The 25,606-nt window shown below is 61.6% G+C and carries 25 protein-coding genes; 11 read left to right on the top strand and 14 right to left on the bottom strand.

The window, feature by feature from the left end:
* Positions 1-62: 62 nt before the first annotated feature.
* A complete protein-coding gene (mepA, locus tag PWG15_RS18985) occupies positions 63-1,118 on the bottom strand; it encodes a penicillin-insensitive murein endopeptidase (protein WP_275022100.1) in 1,056 nt (351 codons plus the stop codon).
* A 231-nt stretch (positions 1,119-1,349) separates the two neighbouring features.
* Here mepA and PWG15_RS18980 point away from each other — a divergent pair, with 231 nt between their 5' ends.
* The 5 genes from PWG15_RS18980 (at position 1,350) to PWG15_RS18960 (ending at position 8,207) form a co-directional block, all read left to right on the top strand.
* Positions 1,350-3,203 (top strand): extracellular solute-binding protein, encoded by a 1,854-nt coding sequence (locus PWG15_RS18980; protein WP_275022099.1) that lies wholly within the window; start codon positions 1,350-1,352, stop codon positions 3,201-3,203.
* Between the two features lie 176 nt (positions 3,204-3,379).
* Positions 3,380-4,462 (top strand): microcin C ABC transporter permease YejB, encoded by a 1,083-nt coding sequence (locus tag PWG15_RS18975; protein WP_275022098.1) that lies wholly within the window; start codon positions 3,380-3,382, stop codon positions 4,460-4,462.
* Complete coding sequence (locus PWG15_RS18970) at positions 4,462-5,601, top strand: ABC transporter permease (RefSeq protein WP_275022097.1); 1,140 nt, start codon at positions 4,462-4,464, stop codon at positions 5,599-5,601. The genes PWG15_RS18975 and PWG15_RS18970 overlap by 1 nt, the downstream gene beginning before the upstream one ends.
* Positions 5,602-5,609: 8 nt before the next feature.
* Positions 5,610-7,238 (top strand): ABC transporter ATP-binding protein, encoded by a 1,629-nt coding sequence (locus PWG15_RS18965; RefSeq protein WP_275022096.1) that lies wholly within the window; start codon positions 5,610-5,612, stop codon positions 7,236-7,238.
* A 9-nt stretch (positions 7,239-7,247) separates the two neighbouring features.
* Positions 7,248-8,207, top strand: coding sequence for a 2-hydroxyacid dehydrogenase (locus PWG15_RS18960; protein ID WP_275022095.1), 960 nt, complete (start codon positions 7,248-7,250; stop codon positions 8,205-8,207).
* Positions 8,208-8,270: 63 nt separating this feature from the next.
* On the opposite strand, the gene PWG15_RS18955 is transcribed toward PWG15_RS18960, so the two are convergent.
* From PWG15_RS18955 to PWG15_RS18945, 3 genes are all read right to left on the bottom strand, one after another.
* On the bottom strand, positions 8,271-9,125 hold the full coding sequence (locus tag PWG15_RS18955) for a C40 family peptidase (protein WP_275022094.1): 855 nt from the start codon (positions 9,123-9,125) through the stop codon (positions 8,271-8,273).
* A 6-nt stretch (positions 9,126-9,131) separates the two neighbouring features.
* Entirely contained in the window at positions 9,132-9,482 is a 351-nt protein-coding gene (locus tag PWG15_RS18950) for a MarR family transcriptional regulator (RefSeq protein WP_275022093.1), read from the bottom strand.
* 88 nt (positions 9,483-9,570) lie between these two features.
* Positions 9,571-10,962 (bottom strand): leucyl aminopeptidase family protein, encoded by a 1,392-nt coding sequence (locus PWG15_RS18945; RefSeq protein ID WP_275022091.1) that lies wholly within the window; start codon positions 10,960-10,962, stop codon positions 9,571-9,573.
* 131 nt (positions 10,963-11,093) lie between these two features.
* Here PWG15_RS18945 and PWG15_RS18940 point away from each other — a divergent pair, with 131 nt between their 5' ends.
* A complete protein-coding gene (locus tag PWG15_RS18940) occupies positions 11,094-11,918 on the top strand; it encodes a tetratricopeptide repeat protein (protein WP_275022090.1) in 825 nt (274 codons plus the stop codon).
* A gap of 150 nt (positions 11,919-12,068) precedes the next feature.
* On the opposite strand, the gene PWG15_RS18935 is transcribed toward PWG15_RS18940, so the two are convergent.
* From PWG15_RS18935 to PWG15_RS18890, 10 genes are all read right to left on the bottom strand, one after another.
* Positions 12,069-13,052 (bottom strand): type II secretion system F family protein, encoded by a 984-nt coding sequence (locus tag PWG15_RS18935; RefSeq protein WP_275022089.1) that lies wholly within the window; start codon positions 13,050-13,052, stop codon positions 12,069-12,071.
* Between the two features lie 10 nt (positions 13,053-13,062).
* Complete coding sequence (locus PWG15_RS18930) at positions 13,063-14,073, bottom strand: type II secretion system F family protein (RefSeq protein ID WP_275022088.1); 1,011 nt, start codon at positions 14,071-14,073, stop codon at positions 13,063-13,065.
* Positions 14,074-14,081: 8 nt separating this feature from the next.
* A complete protein-coding gene (locus PWG15_RS18925; protein WP_275022087.1) occupies positions 14,082-15,551 on the bottom strand; it encodes a TadA family conjugal transfer-associated ATPase in 1,470 nt (489 codons plus the stop codon).
* Between the two features lie 21 nt (positions 15,552-15,572).
* Positions 15,573-16,862: a CpaE/TadZ family protein gene (locus tag PWG15_RS18920; RefSeq protein ID WP_275022086.1), complete on the bottom strand. Its 1,290-nt coding sequence runs from the start codon at positions 16,860-16,862 to the stop codon at positions 15,573-15,575.
* Positions 16,863-16,880: 18 nt separating this feature from the next.
* Positions 16,881-17,576, bottom strand: coding sequence for a CpaD family pilus assembly protein (locus PWG15_RS18915; protein ID WP_425536715.1), 696 nt, complete (start codon positions 17,574-17,576; stop codon positions 16,881-16,883).
* A 56-nt stretch (positions 17,577-17,632) separates the two neighbouring features.
* The gene (locus PWG15_RS18910; protein ID WP_275022085.1) at positions 17,633-19,096 is read right to left on the bottom strand and encodes a type II and III secretion system protein family protein; all 1,464 of its coding nucleotides are present in this window, start codon (positions 19,094-19,096) and stop codon (positions 17,633-17,635) included.
* Positions 19,097-19,190: 94 nt separating this feature from the next.
* Positions 19,191-20,000 carry a Flp pilus assembly protein CpaB gene (gene cpaB / locus PWG15_RS18905; protein WP_275022084.1) on the bottom strand — a complete coding sequence of 270 codons (810 nt, stop codon included), beginning with the start codon at positions 19,998-20,000 and terminating at the stop codon, positions 19,191-19,193.
* A gap of 118 nt (positions 20,001-20,118) precedes the next feature.
* On the bottom strand, positions 20,119-20,631 hold the full coding sequence (locus PWG15_RS18900) for an A24 family peptidase (protein WP_275022081.1): 513 nt from the start codon (positions 20,629-20,631) through the stop codon (positions 20,119-20,121).
* Positions 20,632-20,745: 114 nt separating this feature from the next.
* Positions 20,746-20,925, bottom strand: coding sequence for a Flp family type IVb pilin (locus tag PWG15_RS18895; protein ID WP_113539891.1), 180 nt, complete (start codon positions 20,923-20,925; stop codon positions 20,746-20,748).
* Between the two features lie 34 nt (positions 20,926-20,959).
* A complete protein-coding gene (locus PWG15_RS18890) occupies positions 20,960-21,142 on the bottom strand; it encodes a Flp family type IVb pilin (protein ID WP_275022080.1) in 183 nt (60 codons plus the stop codon).
* A 257-nt stretch (positions 21,143-21,399) separates the two neighbouring features.
* On the opposite strand from PWG15_RS18890, the gene PWG15_RS18885 reads away from it, so the two are divergent.
* From PWG15_RS18885 to PWG15_RS18865, 5 genes are all read left to right on the top strand, one after another.
* Complete coding sequence (locus PWG15_RS18885) at positions 21,400-21,813, top strand: pilus assembly protein N-terminal domain-containing protein (RefSeq protein ID WP_275022078.1); 414 nt, start codon at positions 21,400-21,402, stop codon at positions 21,811-21,813.
* Between the two features lie 115 nt (positions 21,814-21,928).
* Positions 21,929-22,552: a TadE/TadG family type IV pilus assembly protein gene (locus PWG15_RS18880; protein ID WP_275022077.1), complete on the top strand. Its 624-nt coding sequence runs from the start codon at positions 21,929-21,931 to the stop codon at positions 22,550-22,552.
* Between the two features lie 59 nt (positions 22,553-22,611).
* The gene (locus tag PWG15_RS18875; protein ID WP_275024461.1) at positions 22,612-23,151 is read left to right on the top strand and encodes a TadE/TadG family type IV pilus assembly protein; all 540 of its coding nucleotides are present in this window, start codon (positions 22,612-22,614) and stop codon (positions 23,149-23,151) included.
* Between the two features lie 144 nt (positions 23,152-23,295).
* Entirely contained in the window at positions 23,296-24,516 is a 1,221-nt protein-coding gene (locus PWG15_RS18870; protein ID WP_275024460.1) for a phosphopentomutase, read from the top strand.
* Positions 24,513-25,481: an adenosine deaminase gene (locus PWG15_RS18865; protein ID WP_275022076.1), complete on the top strand. Its 969-nt coding sequence runs from the start codon at positions 24,513-24,515 to the stop codon at positions 25,479-25,481. Before PWG15_RS18870 ends, PWG15_RS18865 begins: the two co-directional genes overlap by 4 nt.
* Positions 25,482-25,606 lie beyond the last annotated feature (125 nt).

Here is a 25,606-nt window from a genome sequence, read left to right as displayed (position 1 = left end):
CCTATACATGAACGCCGCGGCAATGGGAAGGTTGAAGCCCGCCCACCCCGCACGCGTCTCGATCATTGCAAGGTCGGACGGGCCAGCGGCACCGGAATATCGGCCGGCGGGACGTCGCCGGCAGCAGCACCGATCACCTGCTCGATGCGCTCAGCCGCCGGGGCAGGTGCCGCCGCCCGATAGGCCGTGCCAAACGTGGCTGCCTCTTCCGAGGCAGGCGCCGGACCGTTCAGCACCAGCGCGCAGGCCTTCGGCAGGTCGGCAAGCGTCGTCACCTTCGGCTTCACGGGCTTTTCGTCCGGCTTCTTCGTCGGCTTTGCCCAGGGCTCGTCGGTAAACCACCAGGCCAGTGACTTGTCGCAACCGTCGCCGGCCGGCACCGCTGCCTGGTCCTTGCAGCTCGTGGCGCCGGCGGGGCATTTGATGCGGATGTGGAAGTGATAGTCATGGCCGTAGATCGGCCGGACCTTGCCCAGCGCCGAACGGTTACCGGTCCAGGTGTCGCAGAGCTTTTTCTTGATCGCCGGGTTGACGAAAACGCGCTCCACCTGCGGATAGCTCGCCGCCAGCATGATCAGCTGCGCGTGTTTCGGCGTCCAAATGGAACGGTCGACCGTCAGGAACTTGTTCTTCTGCAGCATCGAGGTCGCGGAGATGTCCTCGCGCTCACGATAGGTCAGCGTGCGCTGCGGCATCGGCGTCAGCCAGATATCGGCGTCGAGCCCGATCTGGTGTGACGCGTGGCCGGACAGCATCGGGCCGCCGCGCGGCTGCGAGATGTCACCGAGCAAAAGGCCGGGCCAACCGACCTTTTCGGCAGCATCGTGCGAAAACTGCTCGATCAGCGCGATCATCTGCGGGTGACCCCAGCGACGATTGCGCGACAGCCGCATCGCCTGCCAGGTGGGCCCGTCGGTCGGGATCGCGACACCGCCGGCAAGGCAGCCCTTGGCATAGAAACCATAGGGATTCGCAGCCATTTCGGCCGGCAGGGCCTTGGCACCGAATAGCGTCTTGGCCGGCACGTCATCGGCCGCGGCACTGTCGGCGATCAAAAGGCTTGTTCCCAGCAGCAACGCAAGAAACGCCGAGCCGCAACGTCGAAGTGAAGCAATCATTGAATTTCGTCCCGTTTGTCTCGCAGACAGAAGCACCAGCGCGCGGCACTCTCCGTCCGACGACCCCTATCCTAAGGCCCCGTCTTTGCCTCAGCCTTACGCAGCACGCGATTGTGAATCACCGGGATGTGACTCAAAAATTTTGCCTGATTTGCGGCGGCGCCTGTCAATTGCCCGGATTTCGCCTATGCTCTCGAAAAAGAAGATTGAAATATAAGGGGTAAGGGCTGGATGCCACACGTCTGCGGGATCGCGAAATCTCTCGTCGCAGCCTCATTTCTGGCCGCGACGCTTCTCCTCCTTCCTCCCGCTGCGAGCGCTGATCATTCCGACTGGCATCACGGCCTCTCACTCATCGGCGAACTGAAGTACAAGCCCGATTTTACCCACTACGACTACGTCAACCCGGATGCGCCCAAGGGCGGCGACGTCAAGCTCTCGAGCACCGGCACCTTCGACTCGTTCAACCCTGTTCTCGACAAGGGACAGGTCGCAGTCGGGGTGACGCTCGTCTTCGACACGCTGATGAAAACGGCCGACGACGAAATCTCGACCGCCTACGGCCTTCTGGCCGAGGGTGTCTCCTTCCCCGAGGACATTTCGTCGGCCACGTTCCGGCTGCGGCAGGAAGCCAAATGGGCGGACGGGAAACCGGTGACGCCGGAAGACGTCGTTTTCAGCTTAAACATGAGCAAGGAACTCGATCCGCTATACGCCAACTACTACAAGCACGTGACGTCGGCGGAAAAGACCGGCGAGCGTGACGTCACCTTCCACTTCGACGAGAAGAACAATCGCGAGTTGCCGCATATTCTCGGCCAGCTCCAGATCCTGCCCAAACACTGGTGGGACGGGAAAGGACCGGACGGCAAGCCGCGCGACATCAAGAAGACGACGCTGGAGCCGGTCATGGGATCGGGCCCCTACAAGATCGCCGCATTTTCAGCCGGTTCGACGATCCGCTACGAACTCAGGGACGACTATTGGGGCAAGTCGCTGAACGTCAATGTCGGGCAAAACAACTTCGGCTCGATCAGCTACACGTTTTTCGGTGATCGCGATGTTGAGTTCGAGGCGTTCCGGTCGGGCAACAGCGACTACTGGCTTGAAAACATCGCAGCGCGCTGGGCAACCGGCTACGATTTTCCGGCGGTCAAGGACGGTCGCGTCAAGCGCGAAAGCCTGCCCAATCCGCTGAGAGCCACGGGCATCATGCAGGCAATGGTGCCAAACATGCGCCGTGCGCCATTCAACGACGAACGGGTGCGCCAGGCGCTGAATTACGCCCTCGACTTCGAGGAAATGAACCGCACGGTCTTCTACAACCAGTATACCCGCATCGACAGCTACTTCTGGAATACGGATCTCGCCTCGTCGGCTCTGCCGCAGGGCGCCGAACTGGCAATCCTTGACGAGGTGAAGGACAAGGTCCCGCCGGAAGTCTTCACCACCCCCTACAAGAACCCGGTAGGCGGCACGCCGCAGGCGGCCCGCGACAACCTTCGCCAGGCGATCGCCCTGATGAAGGAGGCCGGCTTCGAGCTCAAGGGCAACCGGATGGTGGATGCGAAGACCGGAAAGCCCTTCTCCTTCGAAATCCTGCTCAGCAGCGCCACGCTCGAGCGCGTCGCCCTTCCCTATGCGCAGAACCTCAAGAAGATCGGGATCGACGCGCGCGTGCGCACCGTCGATGCATCACAATACACCAACCGCACCCGCGCCTTCGACTATGACATGACCTGGATCGTCTGGGCGCAGACACTGAGCCCCGGCAACGAACAGCTAGACTATTGGGGCTCGCGGTCGGCTAACGAACAGGGCTCGCGAAACTATGCCGGCATCGCCGACCCGGGTGTCGACGCGCTGATCAACAAGGTCATCTTCGCCAAGGATCGCGACACGCTGGTGGCGGCGACAAAGGCGCTCGACCGCGTTCTGCTCGCCCACAATTTCGTCGTGCCGCTCTACTACAAGCGCGACATGAACATCGCCTATTGGGACAAATTTGCCCGCCCTGCAGAACTCCCGACCTATGCGATCGGCTTCCCGTCAATCTGGTGGTCGAAAACCGCTACCGCAAAATGAAGGCCTTGCACTCCGACGGCGTCTCGATTCCAAATGCAAAAAACGAATCACTGAAACAAGCAACAGGCCCGATCCGTGCCTCGCAAGGAGACGCAAAGGTTGAGACATCATAGAGGGTACGCCGACGCTTCGCGGGTAAGGGCCTTAGCCCTCACGTCGATCGAAAGGCTCGCCTGATGGGTGCCTATATCCTGCGCCGCCTGCTGCTGATGATCCCGACGATCTTCGGGATCATGGCGATCTCCTTCATCGTGGTGCAATTCGCCCCGGGTGGCCCGGTCGAACAGGTCATTTCCGAACTGACCAATGCCGGCGGCTCGGATCGCCTCAGCGGCAATGCGGGTGACCTGCTGCAGGGTGGGGGCGACGAAAGCGGCCGCTATCGCGGCGCCCAAGGTCTCGATCCGGAATTCATCGCCAAGCTGGAAAAGCAATTCGGCTTCGACAAGCCGCCGCTCGAACGCTTTGCGACGATGATGTGGAACTACATCCGTTTCGATTTCGGCGAGAGCTTCTTCCGCAACACCTCGGTTATCGATCTCATCAAGGAGAAGATGCCAGTCTCGATCTCGCTCGGTCTCTGGATTCTGCTTTTCTCCTATGCGATCTCCATTCCGCTCGGCATCAAGAAAGCAGTGTCCGACGGCTCGGCCTTCGACGTCTGGACCTCCGGCATCATCGTCATCGGCTATGCGGTGCCGAGCTTCCTGTTCGGTATCCTGTTGATCGTCGTCTTCGCCGGCGGCTCGTTCTTCGACTGGTTCCCGTTGCGCGGCATCGTCTCAGACAATTTCTGGCAATTGCCCTGGTGGCAGAAGCCGCTCGACTATATCTGGCACATGACGCTGCCGCTGGTCACGCTGTTGCTTTCGGCGTTTGCGACCACGACGCTGCTCACGAAGAATTCCTTCATCGACGAGATCAAGAAGCAGTATGTGACCACGGCGCGGGCGAAGGGTCTCAACGACCGCCAAGTGCTCTACGGTCACGTGTTCCGCAACGCCATGCTGATCATCATTGCCGGCTTTCCCGGCGCCTTCATCTCGGCCTTCTTCACCGGCTCGCTTTTGATCGAGTACATCTTCTCGCTCGATGGTCTCGGCCGCCTCGGCTATGATTCGGTGGTCAAACGCGACTATCCGATCGTCTTTGCCACGCTCTTCATCTTCTCGCTGATGGGCCTGCTCGTCAGCCTTCTGTCGGACCTCATCTACACCTGGGTCGATCCGCGCATCGACTTCGAGCGGAGGGATGTCTGATGGCAAGCGTAACAACCTCTCCGACTGCAGCCGTACCGCCGCGCGGCTGGTTGTCGCCGGTGAACCAGCGCCGCTGGCAGAATTTCAAGGCGAACCGGCGCGGCTACTGGTCACTCTGGATCTTCCTCGCGCTTTTCGGCCTCAGCCTTGTTGGCGAGCTCATCGCCAACGACAGGCCGATCGTCGCCTCTTACAAAGGCGAGCTTCTCTTCCCTGTCGTCATCGACTATCCGGAGGAAAAGTTCGGCGGCTTCCTTGCCGAAACCGACTATCGCTCCGATTTCATCCGCGACGAGATCGAAGCCAATGGCTGGATGATCTGGCCGCCGGTCCGCTATTCCTATCAGACCGTCAATTCCAACATCCCGCATTCGGCGCCCACCAAACCCTTCTGGCTGATGGACAAGGAGGAGCGCTGCTCCGCCTATCCGGAAGGGCGGAATGACCGCAACTGTATCGTCGGCAATCTCAACTGGCTCGGCACCGACGATCAGGCCCGCGACGTGTTTGCGCGCATGATCTACGGCTTCCGTCTCTCGGTGCTCTTCGGCCTGACGCTGACCATTGCCTCGGCGGTGATCGGCGTGACCGCCGGCGCCGTCCAGGGCTATTTTGGCGGCTGGACCGACCTCTTGATGCAGCGCTTCATCGAGATCTGGTCGTCGATGCCGGTGCTCTACATCCTGTTGATCATCGCTGCGATCCTGCCGCCGGGCTTCTTCATCCTGCTCGGCATCATGCTCTTGTTTTCCTGGGTCGGTTTCGTCGGCGTCGTGCGCGCCGAGTTCCTGAGGGCGCGTAACTTCGAATATGTGAACGCGGCGCGCGCGCTCGGCGTCGGCAACGGCACGATCATGTATCGCCACCTCTTGCCCAATGCCATGGTCGCGACGCTGACCTTCCTGCCCTTCATCCTCTCCGGCTCGATCACGACGCTGACCTCGCTCGACTTCCTCGGCTTCGGCATGCCACCGGGCTCGCCTTCGCTCGGCGAGATGATCGCCCAGGGCAAATCCAACCTGCAGGCACCCTGGCTCGGTCTGGCGGCCTTTTGTGTGATGTCGCTGATGCTATCGCTGCTGATCTTCGTCGGCGAAGCGACGCGCGATGCCTTCGACCCGAGAAAGACGTTCCGGTGAGCGCGACGATGACAGATCCCATCCTTTCCGTCCGCGACCTCTCGGTCGCCTTTCACCAGGGCGGCAACACCTCTGTTGCCGTCGACCACATTTCCTTCGAGATCAAACGCGGGGAGACCGTGGCGCTCGTCGGCGAATCCGGTTCCGGCAAGTCGGTCTCCGCGAACTCGATCCTGAAACTGCTGCCCTACCCGTCCGCCAGCCACCCGAGCGGCGAAATCCTGTTCAATGGCAAGGACCTCCTGAAGGCCGGCGATGCGGAACTGCGCAACGTGCGCGGCAACGACATCACCATGATCTTCCAGGAGCCGATGACCTCGCTCAATCCGCTGCACTCGATCGAGCGGCAGATCGGCGAGATCCTCGAACTGCACCAGGGGCTCGAGGGTACGGCTGCACGCACACGCATCCTCGAACTCCTGAACCAGGTCGGCATCCGCGAGCCGGAGAAGCGTCTGAGCGCCTATCCGCACGAACTTTCCGGTGGCCAGCGCCAACGCGTCATGATCGCCATGGCGCTCGCCAACCGGCCGGAGCTTTTGATCGCCGACGAGCCGACGACAGCGCTCGACGTCACGGTGCAGGCGCAGATCCTCGAGCTTCTGAAAAAGCTCAAGGATGAACACGGCATGTCGATGCTGTTCATCACCCACGACCTCGGTATCGTGCGCAAGATCGCGGACCGGGTCTGCGTCATGACCAAGGGCAAGATCGTCGAGACCGGGCCGACCGCCGAGATCTTCGCCAAACCGCAGCACGCCTATACGCGCCATCTGCTTGCCTCCGAGCCGAAGGGCAACCCGCCGCCGTCCGACGCGTCGAAGCCGATCGTGATGGAAGCTTCCGAGATGAAGGTCTGGTTCCCGATCAAGGCCGGCTTCATGCGCAAAGTGGTGGATCACGTGAAAGCCGTCGACGGCATCGACCTGAAGCTGCGCGCCGGCCAGACGCTCGGAGTCGTTGGCGAATCCGGCTCGGGCAAGACGACGCTCGGCCTGGCGCTGACGCGGCTGATCTCGTCGAAGGGCCGCATCGCCTTCGTCGGCAAGGACATCGACCGCTACAGCTTCAACGAGATGCGGCCGCTTCGAAACCGGATGCAGATCGTCTTCCAGGATCCCTACGGATCGCTCAGCCCGCGCATGTCGGTGGCCGACATCATTGCCGAGGGCCTGAAGATCCACGAGCGCTCGCTGTCCGAAAACGACCGCGACGGACGCGTCGCCGCTGCACTCGAGGAGGTCGGGCTCGATCCTTCGACCCGCTGGCGGTATCCGCACGAATTCTCCGGCGGCCAGCGCCAGCGCATCGCCATTGCCCGTGCCATGGTGCTAAAGCCGCAATTCGTCATGCTCGACGAACCAACCTCGGCGCTCGACATGAGCGTGCAGGCACAGGTGGTCGACCTCCTGCGCGACCTGCAGAGCAAACACGACCTCGCCTACCTGTTCATCAGCCACGACCTGAAGGTCGTGCGGGCGCTGGCCAACGAGATGATCGTGATGCGGATGGGCAAGGTAGTGGAACAGGGACCAGCCGAGCGCATCTTCAACGCGCCCAGCGAAGACTACACGAAGGCGCTGATGGCAGCGGCCTTCAATCTCGAAGCCGTCAATCTGACCGCGATCCGCCAATAGGTGTCCGCAATGCCCGCAAAGAGCCCCGTGATCGTCGACCTGAAGTTCATTCCGGAGGAGGTGGAGGCGGCCCTTCGGGGCGCCTTTCCCGATCGCGAAGTGATCAATCGCGCCGACGTCGTGCACCACAATCGTGACCTGTCGGGGATCGACTATGCCGTGGTCTGGAAATCGGCGCCGGATCTGTTCGAGCGCGCGCCGGACCTCAAAGTCGTGTTCTCCGGCGGCGCCGGTGTCGACCACGTCCTGACACTGCCGGGTCTTCCCGAGGTGCCGCTGGTGCGCTTCGTCGACCAGACGCTGACGACGCGCATGAGCGAGTGGGTGGTCATGCAATGCCTTCTACATCTGCGCCAGCATCGCGCCTACGAAGCACTGGCGGCCAAGCGCGAATGGCGCGACCTGACGCAGCCGGAAGCGGCCGATATCACCGTCGGCGTCATGGGTATGGGCGTTCTCGGTCAGGACGCCGCCCGCAAGCTCTCCGCGATGGGTTTCAAGGTGGTCGGCTGGTCGCTCAGCAAGCGCGACGTCACCGGCATCGAGACCTTCGGCGGCGACGAACTCGATACCTTCCTGGCGCGCACGGATTTTCTCGTCGGCCTGCTGCCGCTGACACCGGATACCCGCGGCATCTTCAATCTGCGCCTGTTTGCAAAACTGAGCCGCAACGGGCCCTTCGGCGCGCCGGTGTTCATCAATGCCGGGCGTGGCGGCAGCCAGGTGGAGGCCGATATCCTGAGTGCGCTCGACAGTGGCGTGCTCGGCGGCGCCTCGCTCGATGTCTTCGAAGAGGAACCGCTTTCCCGCGACAGCCGCTTCTGGACGATGCCGAATGTCTATGTGACGCCGCACGTGGCGGCATCCTCCGACGTCAAGGCGCTGTTCCGCCATGTCGAACAGCAGATCACCCGTTTCGAAAGCGGTCAATTGCTCGAACATGTGGTCGATAAGGTAGCCGGCTATTGACCTAGCGCGGGATTGCCCGGTCCGGCAGAGATTCCGCCCTATTCGTTACGACCGACCATCGGATCAAGGACGGCGATAGCCCGTCGGCTGGTCATAGAGCCAGCCAATGCGCTCGATGGAGGCTTCCAGCCCCTCACGCGCAACACTCATCGTGTGGCCGTTGGCATGGATCAGGGTCTCGCTGTCTTCCATCAATGCGACATGGCCCTTCCAGAAGACGAGATCGCCGCGCTTGAGCTCCTCGCGGGCAATCGGCGTTCCGAGGCCTGCGGCCTGCATGTCGGAATCGCGCGGCGCAAGCCTTCCGACCATCATCATCGACAGTTGCACAAGGCCGGAGCAATCGATGCCGAAGCCGGAGCGTCCGCCCCAAAGATAGGGCGTTTCGACGAAGCGGGCGGCGACCGAAACATAGTCTCCCGGCACGACACTGCCGACCTCGATGCAATGGTTGGCGATGACCGCCTGGCCGCCATCGAGCAGGAAATAGCGCGTACCCCTGGTCTCGCGCTCGTCGACTACCGTCAGACGGCTGCCCATCGACAGCGGATAGACCGTCGGCAGGCGCAGGTCATGACCGGAATAGACGAAGGTGCGCGGCGCAGAAACGATGTGCGTCGGGCTTTTGATCACTGGCGCGAGACAGTATTCCGGCAGGTAGCCGACATAGCCGTCGAGATCGGCCTTCACCCAGCACCAGCTCTCGTTGGTATCGAGCACCCGAACGGTTTCGCCGAGCAAAAGCTCGGTGTCGGTTCCACAGGCGAGATCTGGCCTGGCGCGCAGCGGCGCCACGGGAACCGAGACACGGGCAACGCTTCCCTCGACGTAGCGTTCAGCTTCCACGACACCACGAAGACGGCTCTCTGCAAGGTCGGGTCGATAGGCATTCAGGCGGCGATCGGGGAGTGTCGACATGTTTACTCACTTGGGCTGTTTGCGGCCCTGATCAATGATCAGGTCACCGAATTTTTCAAGATAGAGAGCACCCTCGACTGTCCTTTTGATGACGACGTTGCGGCGATCGCGGTCGTCGCGCACCCGATCCACGAGGCCAAGCGCACCCATCGTATCGAGCGCGCGGGTGATGACGGGCTTGGTGACGCCGAGGGTCGCCGCCAGGCCGCGAACGGTGTGTGGCGGCGGTACAAGGTATATATGCAGAAGGATTGCCAGTTGGCGAAGGGTCAGGTCGCGGCTGTCGACCCGAACCTGGGCGAGCGACACCGAATGCCAAAGCCCTAGGGCCTGGGAGGGCGTAAGCTCGATCGGCAATGGCTACTCCTGCGCGAGACAGATGATCCGCCACGATAGCGGCGGATCATTACGCAAGCGTTTCTTTCTTGCCAACCGTTGCTGGAGGCTATTTCGCCATCTTCTGGACGTGATGATAGAGCGCCCGGATCGCCTGTGCCTCGCCGCCAACCGGCGAATGCGGCCGCTCGGATTGCGCCCATCCGAAAATGTCGAAATGCACCCAGCTCTTGGTGTTGCTGACGAAGCGCCTAAGGAAGAGTGCTGCGGTGATCGAACCGGCCATTCCGCCTGCCGGCGCATTGGTGAGATCTGCAATCCGCGCCGAGACATCCTTGTCGTAGCCATTATAGAGCGGCATGCGCCACATCGGATCGTCAACCTCGAGGCTTGCTTCCGAGAGATCCTGGGCGAGGTCGGCGTCGTCGGTGAAGAACGGCGGCAGATCCGGGCCGAGCGCGACGCGGGCAGCACCGGTGAGTGTCGCCATGTCGACCAGGAGATCGGTCTTCTCCTCGTCGGCATAGGCGAGCGCATCGGCGAGGATCAGTCGGCCTTCGGCGTCGGTGTTGTCGATCTGGACCGTCAGCCCCTTGCGGCTACGGTAGATGTCGCCGGGGCGGAAGGCGTTGGCGGAGATCGAGTTCTCGACCACCGGCACGATGACGCGCAGATCGACCTTGAGCTTGGCATCCATGATCATCAGCGCGAGGCCGAGAACGTTGGCAGCACCGCCCATGTCCTTCTTCATCAAGAGCATGGAGGCTGACGGCTTGATGTCGAGACCGCCGGTATCGAAGCAGACGCCCTTGCCGACGAGCGTCACCTTCTTGTGGCCCTTCTTGCCCCAGCGCAGTTCGAGCAGGCGCGGCGCTTCGGCGCTGGCGCGGCCGACGGTATGGACCAGCGGGAAATTCTGCGTCAGCAGCGCTTCGCCTGATATCACAGAAACATCGGCCTTGTAGTGGGCGGCCAAAGCGCGGAACGCCGCTTCGAGCGCCTCTGGTCCCATGTCGTTGGTCGGCGTGTTGATGAGATCACGCGCGAGGAACACGCCGGCGAGCTGCCGCTTGATGTCGGTCGCATCGGCGTCAGCGGGGATCAGCAGCGTCGGCGGCTCGCCCTTGCCAGATTTGTAGCGCTCGAAGCGATAGGAGCCGAGGCCGTAGCCGAGCGCCAGCCGGTTGGCGGTGAGCGGCGCGGTTTCGATGTGCCATTTGCCCGCAGGGAGCGCACGCGCGAGCTTGCCGGCCAGGAACGGCGCCTCGGACGGGTTGCTGCCGAGACCGAAGAGTGCGCCGCCGAGATGGCCGTCCGCAGACGGGATCAACAGCACCGCGCCGGATTCAGCCGTGAAGCCAGCCTTGCGCGCCCAGTCCAACGCGATCGGATCGATCGTCCCCGTCTCGATATGCGCGGGCGTGACCGCGAAAATCGGCAGGGTCTTGCCGGCGCTGGTGTTGAACGGCGACGGCCGTTCGATGAACTGATAGGGAGCCATGAAAGTCCTCGGCTGACAGAGATGGAATCGCGTCATTAACGCTCCGTTAGGGTTAACAGATTATTGCTGGAGTGAAAGTTGCGCCGGTGTTGTCTGAAGTCCAGGTGCTCGAATGCATGCTGGGGACACTCATGGCCAAACGCACGACTTCACCATTGAAAGCCGCTCATCTCTTCCAGGGCGCGGCGATGGCGCTGGTGGCGCTGTCGCTTGCCGGCTGCGCCAATCAGCCGAAGAAGGAGCTGACCACAGGCTCGATTTCGAGAACGTCGAAGCCGGTGCAGTCGATGACGGCGACCGAGCTTTCGGCGGCGGCCGAAAGCATTGGCCAGGCCTATGAAAAGAACCCTAGGGATCGCGAAGCGGGGCTCAACTACGCCAACCTCCTGCGCATGACCGGTCGCAACGAGCAGGCCCTCGCGGTCATGCAGCAGGTCGCCATCAACAATCCGTCGGACCGGGAAGTGCTCGGCGCCTATGGCAAGGCGCAGGCTGCGGCCGGACAGCTCGACCAGGCGCTGGCGACGATCAGCCGCGCCCAGACCCCGGATCGTCCCGACTGGAAGCTGAAATCGGCCGAGGGCGCGATCCTCGACCAGCTCGGACGCCCGCAGGAGGCGCGCACGCGCTACCGCGAAGCGCTCGAACTCAAGCCGAACGAACCGTCGGTGCTCTCCAACCTCGGCATGTCCTATCTTTTGACCAAGGATCTCCGCACGGCCGAAACCTACCTCAAATCGGCGGCAGCCCAGCCCGGTGCCGACAGCAGCGTGCGCCAGAACCTCGCACTGGCCGTCGGGCTTCAGGGCCGCTTTCAAGAGGCCGAGACCATCGCCCGGCAGGAGCTTTCCAGCGAGCAGGCAGAAGCAAACGTCGCCTATCTGCGCTCGATGCTCTCCCAGCAGGGAGCGTGGAAGCAGTTGGCCAAGGCTGACGAAGCGAAAGCTGCCAATTAACCCACCGCACAAATTCGCAAAGGCGAACGCGCAAGCGGCCTTTTCGATTTCCTTGTCAGAACGAAGCGCCGACGGCCGTCTACCGCGGTCACGGGGAAGACGTATCCGCCGAACCGCCTTAACGCCGAAAAACGCTCGACCGCCGGTCCTCTAGAACTTGTCGGCTACCTGGATGCCCGCGGGCCCGAGGATGACGGCGACCAGCACGGGCAGAAAGAACAGGATCATCGGCACCGTCAGCTTCGGCGGCAGCGCGGCCGCTTTCTTCTCGGCTGCCGTCATGCGATGATCGCGGCTTTCCTGCGCCAGAACACGCAAGGCCTGGGCGATCGGCGTGCCGTAGCGGTCCGCCTGGATGAGTGCCTGAACGACCGACCTGACCTCGTCGAGGCCTGTGCGAAGACCGAGGTTTTCAAGCGCCGCGCGACGCTCGGGCAGGAAGGAAAGTTCTGCTGTCGTGAGCACCAGTTCCTCCGCCAATGGCTGCGACTGGGCTGCGATTTCATCAGCGACACGCCGCATGGCGAGTTCCATCGACACACCCGATTCGACGCAGATCAAGAGAAGGTCGAGCGCATCCGGCCAAGCGCGGCGGATGGAAGCCTGACGTTTGGAGACGGCATTCGCGACGATGATGTTCGGCGCATAGAAGCCCAGGTAGGCGAAACCGATCGCAAAGAAGAGACGCACCATCAGCGGCTTTTCGACAAAGTTGCCGAGTCCGAAGATGTAGACGAGAGCGACGAGCAGAAACAGGAAAGGCAGGCAGAAACGCGCAAACAGGAAGGTATTGAGGGCATTCTGTGAGCGGAAGCCGGCCGTTTTCAAACGGTTGACCGTCTTGTCATCCATGAGCGCCGTGCGCAGATTGAGCCTTTCGACGATCTGGCGAATGGAGGCGTTGTTTTGGCCACGCAGGCTCGCCCTGCCGCTCTGCGCATCGGCAAGCCGTGCCCGTTCACGTGCACGGATTTGTTCCCGCTCGCTTGCAACCGACTTCATCCGCTTTCCGAGATCGCCCCGTTCGAAGAACGGCACGATCAGCGAATAGAAGGTCGCGAGCACGGCAAGCGAAACCAGAACGGCCAGGACAACGTTCGGATCGGTCAGCGTCTTGATCAGACCCATGCTCATCGATGCCCCCTCAGATATCGAAATTGATCATGTTGCGCATCACCATGATGCCAACGCTCATCCAGAAGAGGCCGAGGCCGATAATCAAGTGGCCGCGTGGGTCGGTGAACAGGACCATCATGTATTCGGGTGACGTGAGGTAAACCAGCAAGGCAACGATGAACGGCAGGGCACCGATGATGCAGGCCGACGCCTTGGCCTCCATCGACATCGCGCTGACCTTAGCCCTCATTTTCTTGCGCTCGCGCAGAACCTTCGACAGGTTGCCGAGAGCCTCGGAAAGGTTGCCGCCCGCCTGTGCCTGGATGGCGATCACGATCGCGAAGAAGTTCACCTCCGGCAAGGGAATGCTATTGATCATGCGGGCACAGGCATCGGTCACGCTCAACCCGACCTGTTGTGATTCCACCACGCGGCGAAATTCGGTCTTCACCGGCTCCTGCCCGTCAGCGGCGATGAGGCGGAGTGCGTCATTGAGAGGAAGACCCGATTTGATCGAGCGGACCATGATCTCGAGAGCGTTCGGAAATTCTTCCAGGAACTTCTTGCAGCGTCGCTTGATCAGGAAGCCGACGAACCAGCGGGGCAGGCCAAGGGCGGCGATCACGGCGATGCCGAGGCCTATGGCGGGCCCGGCTCCCATGACCAGGGCGACGAGAAAGGCGAAGGCGCCGAAAAGAACGCTGAACAGATAGAAGCGTCCCAAGGACATTGAGAGGTCCGCCTGCGTCAGTCGCACCTTCATCGAAGGGGAAGACTTGGCAGAGCGCTCCTGCTGCTTCTTCTCGAGTTCCTTCAGCGAATCCTGGACGGACTTGCGTCGCTTCGACAGCTCGCTGACGCGGTCTCGCGCCGCCTTCACCTTGGCGCGGTCCGTTTCGGCCGCGCTGACCTTGCGGACGCGGCCTTCCGCCTTCCTTTCGCTTTCGATACGCGAGAACAGAAGGCCGTAGGCGAGCGCCGCCGCCGATATTGCGACAAGAGCGGCCAGGGCCAGAACGGTGATGTCTATGCCGAACATCGCAGCTCCTAGTTCTTGTCCATCGCGTCAAGGGTGGCGGCCAGACGCTTGTCCTCGTTGAAGTAGCGGGCGCGATCCCAGAAATGCGGCCGGCCGATGCCGGTCGACGTGTGGCGGCCAATGATGCGTCCGCCGGCGTCCTCGCCATCGATCTCGTAGCGCATCAGGTCCTGCGTGATGATCACGTCACCTTCCATGCCGACCACTTCGGTGATGTGGGTAATGCGGCGGGAGCCGTCGCGCAGACGCGATGCCTGAATGATTACGTCAACCGATCCGGCAATGATCTCACGCACGGTCTTGGCTGGAAGGCTGTAGCCACCCAAGGCGATCATCGATTCCATACGGCTCAGGCATTCGCGCGGCGTATTGGCGTGGATCGTCCCCATCGAGCCGTCGTGGCCGGTGTTCATCGCCTGAAGCAGGTCGAAGACCTCGGCACCGCGCACTTCGCCGACGATGATGCGTTCTGGGCGCATGCGCAGGCAGTTCTTGATGAGGTCACGCATGGTGATCTCGCCTTCGCCTTCGATGTTCGGCGGGCGTGTTTCCAGGCGCACGACATGCGGCTGCTGCAATTGCAGCTCGGCCGTGTCCTCACAGGTAATGACCCGCTCGTCGGCGTCGATATAGCGCGTCAGGCAATTGAGCAGCGTCGTCTTGCCGGAGCCGGTACCACCGGAAATGACGATGTTGCAGCGGACGCGGCCGATGATCTGCAGGAGGACGGCCCCTTCCGCCGTTACCGAGCCGAAGCGGACGAGCTGCTCCAGCGTCAGCTTGTCCTTCTTGAACTTTCGGATGGTCAGCGCCGTGCCGTCGATGGCGAGCGGCGGGGCAATGACGTTGACGCGCGATCCGTCCGGCAGGCGGGCGTCGCAGATGGGGCTCGATTCATCCACACGACGGCCGACCTGGCCGACGATGCGCTGGCAGATCGACAGAAGCTGGGCGTTGTCGCGAAAGCGGATTTCCGATTCCTGTACCTTGCCGCCGACTTCGATGAAGGTCTGACCGGCACCATTGACCATGATGTCGGCGATGTCGTCGCGAGCAAGCAAGGGCTCGAGCGGACCGTAGCCCAGCACGTCGTTGCAGATATCGTCGAGCAGCTCTTCCTGCTCGGAGATCGACATCGCGAAGTTCTTGATCGTGATGATGTCGTTGACGATGTCGCGGATTTCCTCGCGCGCGCTCTCGGTATCGAGCTTGGCGAGTTGCGACAGATCGATCGTGTCGATCAGCGCCGAAAACACCTGCGACTTCGTATCGTAATAGTCTTCCGTTCGCGCGGCGCGACGCCGGGTGGGCGAAGCGCTGGTCGGCTGGATCTTCGGGATCACGGAAGTCGGCTCGCCGAGAACCGGAACGGCCGGGCGTTCGGTCGCCACCGGTTGCGCAGCAACCACGGGCGGAGGAACGGCGGGACCTGGGGTACCGCTCTTGCCGAAGCCTTCGTTTCCGCGTTTGCCAAACATTTGCGTGATCCTATATCCAGTCTATTTCCTGCCGAGCGCGGCAAGCACCTTTCCAAGTCCGCCGCGCCGAGCCTTCTTCATCGTTACCCGGCCGGTCAGAAGATGCGCGAGCTGTGAGAACGTTTCAGCCGCCGGCGCCTTTTTGTCGATTTCCGCGATCATGCGTCCGCTGTTCGAAGCATTGCCGAACAGGGCCGCGTCAAAGGGAATGACAGCGACCGCTTCGGTTTCCAACGAATCGCAGAACTCGCTCGGCGTGATCTCCGGACGTTTCGGCATCCCGACCTGGTTCAGAACCAGATGCGGCGGCTTGTCGTTTGGACGGAGCTTCTTCATGGCATCGAGCAGGTTCTTGGTATTGCGCAGGCTGGCGAGATCGGGGATCGCCGTAATCACCACTTCGTCGGCTTCTGCGAGCACGGCCCGGGTCCAGTCCGTCCACAGATGCGGAATATCAAGAACGGAAACGGGGGCGCTGCGCTGCAGGATTTCAAGGATCGGATGGAAGGCACCGGTCTCGAAATCATAGGCGCGGTCAAGCATCGAGGGGGCGGCCAACAGCGACAGGTGGTCTGAACATTTGGTCAGCAGCCGATCGAGGAACACCTCGTCCAGGCGCTCTGGCGCAAACACCGCTTCGGCAATGCCCTGCGGCGGATCCTGGTCGAAATCGATGTTCGCCGTGCCATAGGGAAGGTCGAGGTCGGCGAGAATGGTCTCGGTCGCGAAGAGGCTGGAAATGCCCCAGGCGCAATTGTGCGCGATCACCGACGAACCGCAGCCGCCCTTTGCGCCGATGAAGGCGATGCTGCGGCCCAGCGGCTCGGCATCCGGGTCGACGAAGATCGTCGAAACGGCCGTGAGGATGTCCGGCATGGACACCGGTGCGACCATGTATTCGGAAATGCCGTTGCGGATGAGCTCGCGATAGAGCCCGATGTCGTTGTGCTTGCCGACGAGGATCACCTTGGTGCTCGGGTCGCAGACCTCCGCAAGCGGTGCAAGCTCCGACAGCAGCGACCGCGGTTCGGTCGATGTCTCAAGGATGATGAGATTGGGGGTAGATACGGTCGCGAACATGTTTGCGGCCGCGTCGATGCTTCCGCTATTGATGCGCAAGCTGACCTTGGCCATGCGCCGATCCCGCCCGCAACGCTCCATCAACTGCTGCATCGCATTGGTTTCGCAGAATGCGTGGATCGAGATCCGCGGCAGCGGGCGAACTTGCTCCAGATCGCCCGTGCGCACCTGGTCGAAGAAGGGATCGTCCCCCTCGCCGCCGGTCTCGATCTTGTAATCGATCGTGTTCATCGCTTCATCCCGCCGCTATCAGTTGAAGATGACGACCGGGCCGTCGCTCTTGTTGGTTCCACGCCAGTCGCTGATCACCTGGCCACGCTGTTCCGCGTCGATCGGCGACGTCTGCCGCGGGCCGAGCAGGTCTGTCGGATTGGCGATCTGGGCGGCCAGGTTCGATTGTGAGGCGCAGCCGAAATTGTAATAGTTCTTGTTTTCCATGGTGTTGAGGTTCAGATCCTCCGGCCAGGTGCCGCAAGGCGCCGTCTGGGCGGTAATCGCAACGTAGCTCAGGCGGATCGGTGCCGCGTCTCCGTAAGGTCCGGCATCGTAGCTCGTCTCGAGCAGGCGTTTGGCGGGAACGCCCGCGGCAACCAGGACGCCGCGAATTTCCCTGCGCATCGCTTGCGCCGCATGGCTGTTGGCCGCGCCGCGCGGCATCATGATCTGGACCACGCCGCTTGCCGAATTGCGATACTCGGAAGCGAACCCAGCGATAACATCGCGTGTGCCCTGGGTCAGCCGACGGTCGCCCGATGCGATCGGGATGTCGATGGCGCGTTCGCCTTCGGCAAGCACGATCGGATGTCTCGTGCGGTAGTCGTCCGGAATAGAGCCGGTAGCGAGATTGTCCTTCGTCCCGCAGCTCGCAAGAAAGATGCCGGCGATGGCCAGCATGGCCACGCGGCTCGTGCATCGCATGAAGGCGCTGGATGTGCTCAGGGGCATGGCAGTCGGCCTTTCAGAATTCTGGTGGGAACCGGTTCGAAGCGTCATGACCCGACCTATTTGTAGATGAAGCCGACATTGCCGTGGTAGCGCCCAGCCGGAGCGGCCGCCTCCGGCCGTCCGTAGATGCGGTTCACGCGGCCAAGGAAGTAGCTGTCGAGATCATTGGCCGGATTGAAATTGTCGTCAGGCCGGGAGATCGCGCTTCTGGCGACGGGACGGACCAGATAGGGCGTAGCAATGATGACGAGCTCGGTCTCGTTGCGCACGAAATCCTTGCTGCGGAACAGCGTTCCGAGGATCGGGATCTTCGCCGCTCCCGGCAGGCCGGACATCGCCTGGCGGATGTTGTCCTGGACGAGGCCGGCGATCACGATCGAGCCGCCGGACGGCAGTTCGACGCTGGTCGAAGCCTCGCGCCTGCGGATCCCGAGGAAAGTGTTGCCCGGAACGCTGGCTTTGCCGTTGCCGGTGACAACCGATCCCTCATAGGTGGGTTCCGAGACGTTCGTCTCGATCTGCAGGCTGATACGCCCTGGGCCCAGGACGACGGGCTTGAAGTTGAGGCGGATACCGTATTCGACGTCATTGACTTCGCGCGTGACCTTGTCTTCGCCGGTATCCTTGTCAGTCGTGACTTCCTGTGTTCCCGCCATGCGGAATTCACCGCCGACATAGAACTTTGCTTCCTGCCCGGAAATCGCCGTCAGGCTCGGCTCGGCCAGCGTGCGCATCACGCCCGCTTGCTCCATCGCATTGATGTAGCTCGAGATCGTCGTTCCGCCGATCGTCCCTTTAGCAATCGCGTTGACACCGACACCGACCGCATCGCCGAGGTTGGCCGGATTGCGGAAACCGATGCCGCTTTCGCCGTCGCTGACGCGGCCGTTGAAACCGAGCTGCTTCAGCACCTGGCGGCTGACTTCGGCAACCGTGACCTTGAGGTTGACCTGGTCATCGCCGTCGATCGTCAGCAGGTTGACGATCTGCGAAATCTGCCGGTCTTCGGCGAAGATGTCGGCATCGCCATTGTTACCCTGGGCGGTGATGTTACGCGTGGTCGCCTCACCGCCCTGGAGGAAGGCCTTGGCAAGATCGACGGCGCGGGTGGAATCGAGCGGTGTTCGCACTGTTCCGGTGAGCACAATGTTGTCGGAGATGATCTCGACATTGATCTCGGCGTCCGGAATGAAGCGACGCAAATTCGACTGAAGGTTGGCGATATCGCGCTCGACTTCGATATCAAGACTGACGATCTCCTCGCCATTCGGACCGAAGACGAAGATGTTGGTCTGGCCGACGGACTTGCCGAAGAGGTAGATGCGCCGCGAGGTGCGCGTCACGGCATCGGCCAGCGACGGATCCGCCACGAGAATATCGTGCGCGTCCGAAGGCAGGTCGACGACCACGGCCTTGTTCAACCCGAGGCTGACCTTCTTCTTCACGCCAGGACCGCTTTCGACGATCCGTACGACCGAAGAAGCGGCCGCCAGAGCGACCGACGGCACCGGCAGGTACATGCCAGAAAACGCCAGGCAGAACGATAAACCGGCTGCGACAGACGCCCGAAATTTGTTTCCGCTCCGTTTCACCTTATGCCCCGTTCTAACCTGGTTACTGCTGTGTCTGGCCGACGGCGCCATCGCTCTTGACGATGGACCCGGACTTGATGACCTGGATGCTCGGCTGGCCGTCGCCGCTCAACAGATAGTCTGCGGCGTCGGTGTCAGATTCCTGTGCGTCGGCGACGCTTCGGAGCGCCAATGAAATGCGCTCGGCCATTTGCTGCGCGACCGTCATTACTTTCGACTGGTCGGGCGTCAGCTCCAGCGTGGCCGTAGTGCCGACGACAGCTTTCGTGCCGTCCTCCTTCTCCTCGACCTGCTGATCGATTGCCAGGACACGGACGTTGCTGAGGACCGTTTCGGTCAGGTAGAGTTCACCACCGCCCTTGCGGACCATGATGACGTCGACCCGGTCGTTCGGAAGGATGAAGCCACCGGCACCGGTGGCGACGGTGATTTCCGTCGCAACGGCGCGTTTGCCTGCCGGCAGCAGCGACGACATGATGCGGTTGGACGAGTCTGCAACCTTTTCGTGACGGACCGGCTCGCCGTTGAAGATCGGCAAGCGCACGACGGCTCCAGTGAGGTCGTCGATTGCTGACGGTTGATTTTCGTCGGTGATGAGGCCGTCAACCACTCCGTCCTTCGGCCAGGCCATCCACTGGATGGAATCCCCGCCCAGGCGCGATCCGACAGGCAGGCTCTTGCTGGCAACCAGGACGTTGATAGTCGGGGCCCGCTCGATCAGAGGCTCGGCGGTCAACGGCGCAGGTGCGCGCGTCAGTTTCATCGCCAATAGACCAGCCATTGCAGCCGATAGAACGGCCACCGCCAGTATGATGATGCGAACCGGTTTCATGATCGTTTCCGAGCCCCGAAAAATTGCCAGGGTCAGATTGATCAGGAATTGGTGTAATTATAGTTAACGGATTGCTTATGAGGAGAGTTAACGAAAGGTGACGCCCTGCGCCCGACCCTTAGGAAAGGCGCGCAAAGGCCGCCTCCATAAGCGGTGAAGCCGGATAGGCAGCAAAGCCGCCGAGCGCGATTGCGACGCCATAGGGGATCTTCTTGGCCGTCAGCAAGAGCTGCGGAACCGGGATGCCACTCGCCAGTATCGTGTTTTCCTGCCGGCGCAACATCAGGATCGCAAGCGTCAGCAAGCCTCCGAAAATGGCGACGTAGAGCAGAAAAGCGGTCAAAGACGGGGTGAACCCGAACCAGACGGCGCTGGCAGTCAAGAGCTTGGCGTCGCCGCCGCCCATGACATTTGCAGCAAACAGGCCGAAGCACACGGCAAAGACAGCCAGGGCCGCAGCCATATGCAGGCCGATCTCCCCGAAATCGAGTCCCGCCATCAGCGCCACGACAAGAAAACTGCCCAGAAGCACCACCGAAACGCGATTGGGAATCGTCATGGTCAGCAGGTCTGAAAAGGCTGCAAACCCAAGGCAAAATGGGAAAACCACGAAAATAGCAGCCTCAGTCATGGTTCCTGCCTCCAAGAAGAGCGCACGTAATCTCTAGTTCCCCATGGGGTTCCAGATAACAATGGAGCCGCTTTTTGCAGCGGCTCCATTTCAGTCTATTGCGGGACCGGTTCGTTAGATCTTGCCGCTTGTCGCAATATTCGATCCGATCTTGTTAAGCGCGGAATCGAGGGTATTGCCAAGCGTGGTTGCACCAGCGATCAGGGCTGCGGAAACGAGCGCCGCGATCAGGCCATACTCGATGGCAGTTGCGCCGCTGTCATCCCGCCGCAAGCAGCGGAAAATCTTCGCCATGCGAATGTCTCCCCGCTTGAACCGGCCAGTCCAATTAGAGGCTGCCCGTGCTATCCGTAAGCTTGGTGCCCAGGCCGTCGAACGTGGTGTTGAGCGCGTTGCCCAGGGTGCTTGCGCCAGCAATGAGGGCAACCGAGATGAGGGCGGCGATCAGGCCGTACTCGATAGCGGTCGCGCCGGACTCGTCCTTCATCAGACGGGCAAAAATCTTCTTCATGATGATTCTCCTACTTCACATTTGTTGTTCAGCACTTCCGCCAACTGTTGCCGTTGATCGGATGGCCTCAACCTAGTCCTGGCGCATTTCCATCGACTTAAAGAAGGCGGTTACCGACGAGTTAACGGCGCATCCCTGATTATTGGGTAAACGAACAGAAAACGGCGCAGCACCCGTCCGGTCTCGAAACGAGGGATTTAACGGTTCATTCACCAAGACGAGGGAGTATGGCGTGAGCACCACCTCAAGGACCCGCCATGACCATGCCATTCGCGACCGGCCGAGCCACCCTGTTTGCATTCGTGATCGCATCGCTCGCTCCGGTGGTTGCCGCTGGCGCAGAGAATGACATGATGCGAGTCTACATGGACCACGCGCGCGTGCTCAAACTCGACCGTCCGGTCAGCAAGGTCATCATCGGCAATGCCGAAGTCGCAGACGCTACGGTTGCCGACGCCCGAACCATCGTCATCACCGGCCGCAATTTTGGCACGACCAATCTGGTCATCCTCGACCAGGATGGAAACGCCATTGTCGATGAGCGGATTCTGGTGTCGATCGACGAAGGCAACACCGTGCGCGTCTACAAGCAGACGTCGCGTACCGTGCTCTCCTGTACGCCAAATTGTGAACGACACGCAGAACGTAAAACCACAGGTAGCACCAACTGAATTTTATGGGTTCAGACCCGCGATTCGTTAAAATGCACATGAACTGCGGGAACGAAATATCAACGGTTGCTCCATAATCTGCCGCCCGTCTGGCGTAACATGATGGGACGGCACAATGAACATCGAGCAGGCAATCGAACGTGCGAGCGAGCCTGATATCAGGCGAAAAGGCATTCTGCGCCGCTTCATCCGCAACCGCAAAGGCACGACGAGCATCGAGTTCGCCATCCTCGCGCTACCCTTCTTTGTTGTGATTTTCGCCTCGCTCGAAACCTTTGCCGCTTTCTACGGCGACCAGCTCCTGGCGAACGCAACCGAGACAATGGCGCGCAAGGTCCGCACCGGTCAGATTACCTTCCAACGAGGGAAGGCCACCGACATGACTCAAACGCAGTTTCGCCAGGCCTTCTGCAACGAAATCTCGGTCCTGATGAGATGCTCCGCCACTGAAGCAAACCAGCCCTCGCAGTTCTACCTGGACGTCCGGGCGGTCTCGGATCTCAGCAAATTCCCTGTGAACATCCCGCGCAAGGTCGGCTCGACAGATATTGATACGGGCGACTTCAAGTTTGCTCCCGGCGGTCCGGGTACCTTCAACGTGGTGCGTGCCTACTATCGGTGGAGCGTGATCACCGACCTCGTCAGGCCGTTCGTCACCAACTTGCGGCCCGCCGGTGCGAGCATGCCGAAGGACTATCTCATGGTGGCAACGGCCACCTTCCGAAACGAGAGCGAGTGAGGTGCGCCGTGAAGCACATTGCGAAGCAAAAGATCCTGCGCCTTCAAGCGGTTTCTGCCATGTTTCACGCGCTGCGGCGGGACAGGCGCGGCGTGGGAGCCGTTGAATTTGCGATCGTCGCACCCTTGCTGATCGTAACCTATCTCGGCGCCTTCGAGCTTTCGGTCGGTTTTACGGTCGCAAGCAAGACGGCCCGCGCCGCAAGCGCCGTCGCCGACATCATCGCACAGCAATCGGAAGTCAACAAAGCCTTCCTCGCCAAAGTCCCGAACATCGCAAAGAGTATTCTCCAACCCTATGGGAACGCGAACTACACGCTGAAGATCACCGGTATAGAGGTCTCGAGTACCAATGAGGGGACCATCATCTGGTCGCGCGATCAGGCCGGCGGAGTTCCGTACACCGTCAATTCGAAGGTCACCCTGCCCGGCCAGTTCACGGCCAACAAGTCCTTTGTCATCCGGACGGAGCTGACCGTACCGCATGAACTGCTGCTCTACGCTCCGAGCCTTCAGGCCACGGCAAAGACGATAGACCTCTCCAAGACGGCCTACTTCCAATCGCGTCTCGCCCAAACAATAAAATGCACTGATTGCTGATCGGGCAACGATCCGGCGCAATTGCATTGCGCCGTGCGCAGCGTTATCCCTTCGGGATTGTGCGCGCCGCGCGCCTCCGGCGTCGTCGCGTTTCTCCAGAAGCTTCCGGAGCGCGATGCGAGCGCTTCGGCTGTCAGGTGCATCATGGCGCGTGCGTTTCTATTCGTTCTCGATTCCTTCGGCATAGGCGGCGCGCCGGATGCCGAAGCCTATGGTGACCTGGGCGCCAACACGCTCGGACACATAGCCGAGCTCTGCGCCGCCGGCGCCGCAGATCGGATCGGCTTGCGCGAAGGCCCGCTCAATCTACCGAACATGTCCGCCCTCGGCCTCCTTCACGCAGCAAAGCTCGCCAACGGCACCATTCCCCAGGGCATGCCGGTGCCCAATCGGGTCTATGGTGCTTTTGGCGCCGCGAGCGAGGTCTCTCGCGGCAAGGACACGCCCTCCGGCCACTGGGAAATCGGCGGCACGCCGGTCATGTTCGATTGGGGTTATTTTTCGGCTGAAGGCGATGCCTTTCCGCCCGAGCTCGTCGAAGCCATCTGCCGCGAAGGCAACGTTCCCGGCATCCTCGGCAATTGCCATGCTTCCGGCACCGACATCATCGCCCGCCACGGCGAGGCGCATATGCGCAGCGGCAAGCCGATCTGCTACACCTCTTCAGACTCGGTCTTCCAGATCGCTGCGCATGAGCAGAGCTTCGGCCTCGAGCGCCTGCTTGAGCTTTGCCAGACGGTCCGCCGCCTGGTCGACGACTACAATATCGGCCGTGTGATCGCCCGCCCCTTCGTCGGCACCAGCCCGCAGACCTTCACCCGCACCGGCAATCGCCGTGATTATTCCGTGCTGCCGCCAGAACCGACAATCCTCGACCGGCTGACGGAAGCAGGGCGCACGGTTCACGCGATCGGCAAGATTGGCGACATCTTCGCCCACCAGGGCGTGACGAAGCTGACGAAGGCCGACGGCAACATGGCGCTGTTCGACGCAAGTCTCGCGGCCATTGACGAGGCCGAGGATGGCAGCCTGGTCTTCACCAATTTCGTCGATTTCGACATGCTCTACGGCCATCGCCGCGACGTCGCCGGTTACGCGGCAGCACTCGAAGCCTTCGATGCCCGCCTTCCGGATCTCGACCGCCGCCTGCAGCCCACCGACATCGTTATCCTGACGGCCGACCACGGTTGCGACCCGACCTGGCGCGGCACCGACCACACGCGGGAGCGGGTGCCGGTGCTGATGTTCGGACCGTCGCTGCGCAGCCGCTCGCTCGGCGTTGCCAACACCTTCGCACATATCGGTGAATCCGTTGCCAAGCATCTCGGCATCGCGCCGGGCCACCATGGGAGAAGCCTCATTTGACCGCACATCTGAAGAAGGCGGAGCTGCATTGCCACATCGAAGGCGCGACGCCGCCTGAGCTGGCGCTCGCGCAGGCCGAGAAATATGGCATCGACACCAGCGCGATCATCCGGGACAGGGCCTATGTCTGGGAAGACTTCACCAGCTTCGTGAAATGCTACGACGCCATCGCCTCGCTGTTTCGGACCGAGGAAGACTATGCACTGCTCGCCGAAGCCTATCTGACGGAGCTTTCCGAGGCCGGCACGATCTACAGCGAAATCATCGTGTCTCCCGACCACGGCAACACGATCGGCCTCGGCGCCAAAGCCTACCTCGAGGGCCTTGCCGCCGGTATGGAGGCCGCCAGGCAAAAGACCGGTATCGAATCGCGCATGCTGATCACAGGCATTCGCCATCTCGGCCCGGAGTCCGTAATCAAGACCGCGGAATTTGCAGCCAAGCGGGAACATGCGCTCGTCACCGGCTTCAACCTTGCCGGCGAAGAGCGCATGCACCAGGTGGCCGATTTTGCCCGCGCCTTCGATATTGTGCGTGACGCAGGCCTTGGCCTGACGATCCACGCGGGCGAACTCTCGGGCGCCTTCAGCGTGCGTGACGCGCTTGACCAAGTGCGCCCTTCGCGCATCAGCCACGGCGTCCGGGCGATCGAGGACATGGACCTAGTGCGGCGCCTTGCCGACGCCGGAGTCGTGCTCGAAGTCTGCCCCGGCTCCAACATCTCGCTGCAGGTCTTCCCGGACTTTGCGTCGCATCCGCTCCGGGCACTGCAGGAGGCCGGTGTGCGCGTCACGCTCAACTCCGACGACCCGCCGTTCTTTCATACCTCGCTCGCTCAGGAGTACGACATCGCCTCTGCGGTCATGGGCTTTAGCGACGAGGAGATCAACGGCATGACCCGCACGGCGATCGAAGCCGCCTTCGTCGACGAAGAGACGCGCCAGCGGCTGCTTACGCGAATCTAGAGCGCCCTGCGTTCAGATGAACGCACCAAGTTCGCTCTGGCCTTTGATGCCAGAGCGTCTTTCGGCTTCAAGCGGTGACGCTTGAAAGCGGGATGCCCTGGAAACCGCGGCGCCGGATTATCATC

The organism is Ensifer adhaerens (genome assembly GCF_028993555.1).
Taxonomy (GTDB): Bacteria; Pseudomonadota; Alphaproteobacteria; order Rhizobiales; family Rhizobiaceae; genus Ensifer; species Ensifer adhaerens_I.
Note: the sequence above shows the minus strand (reverse complement) of the source record. Positions and strands in the feature narration are given on the sequence as shown.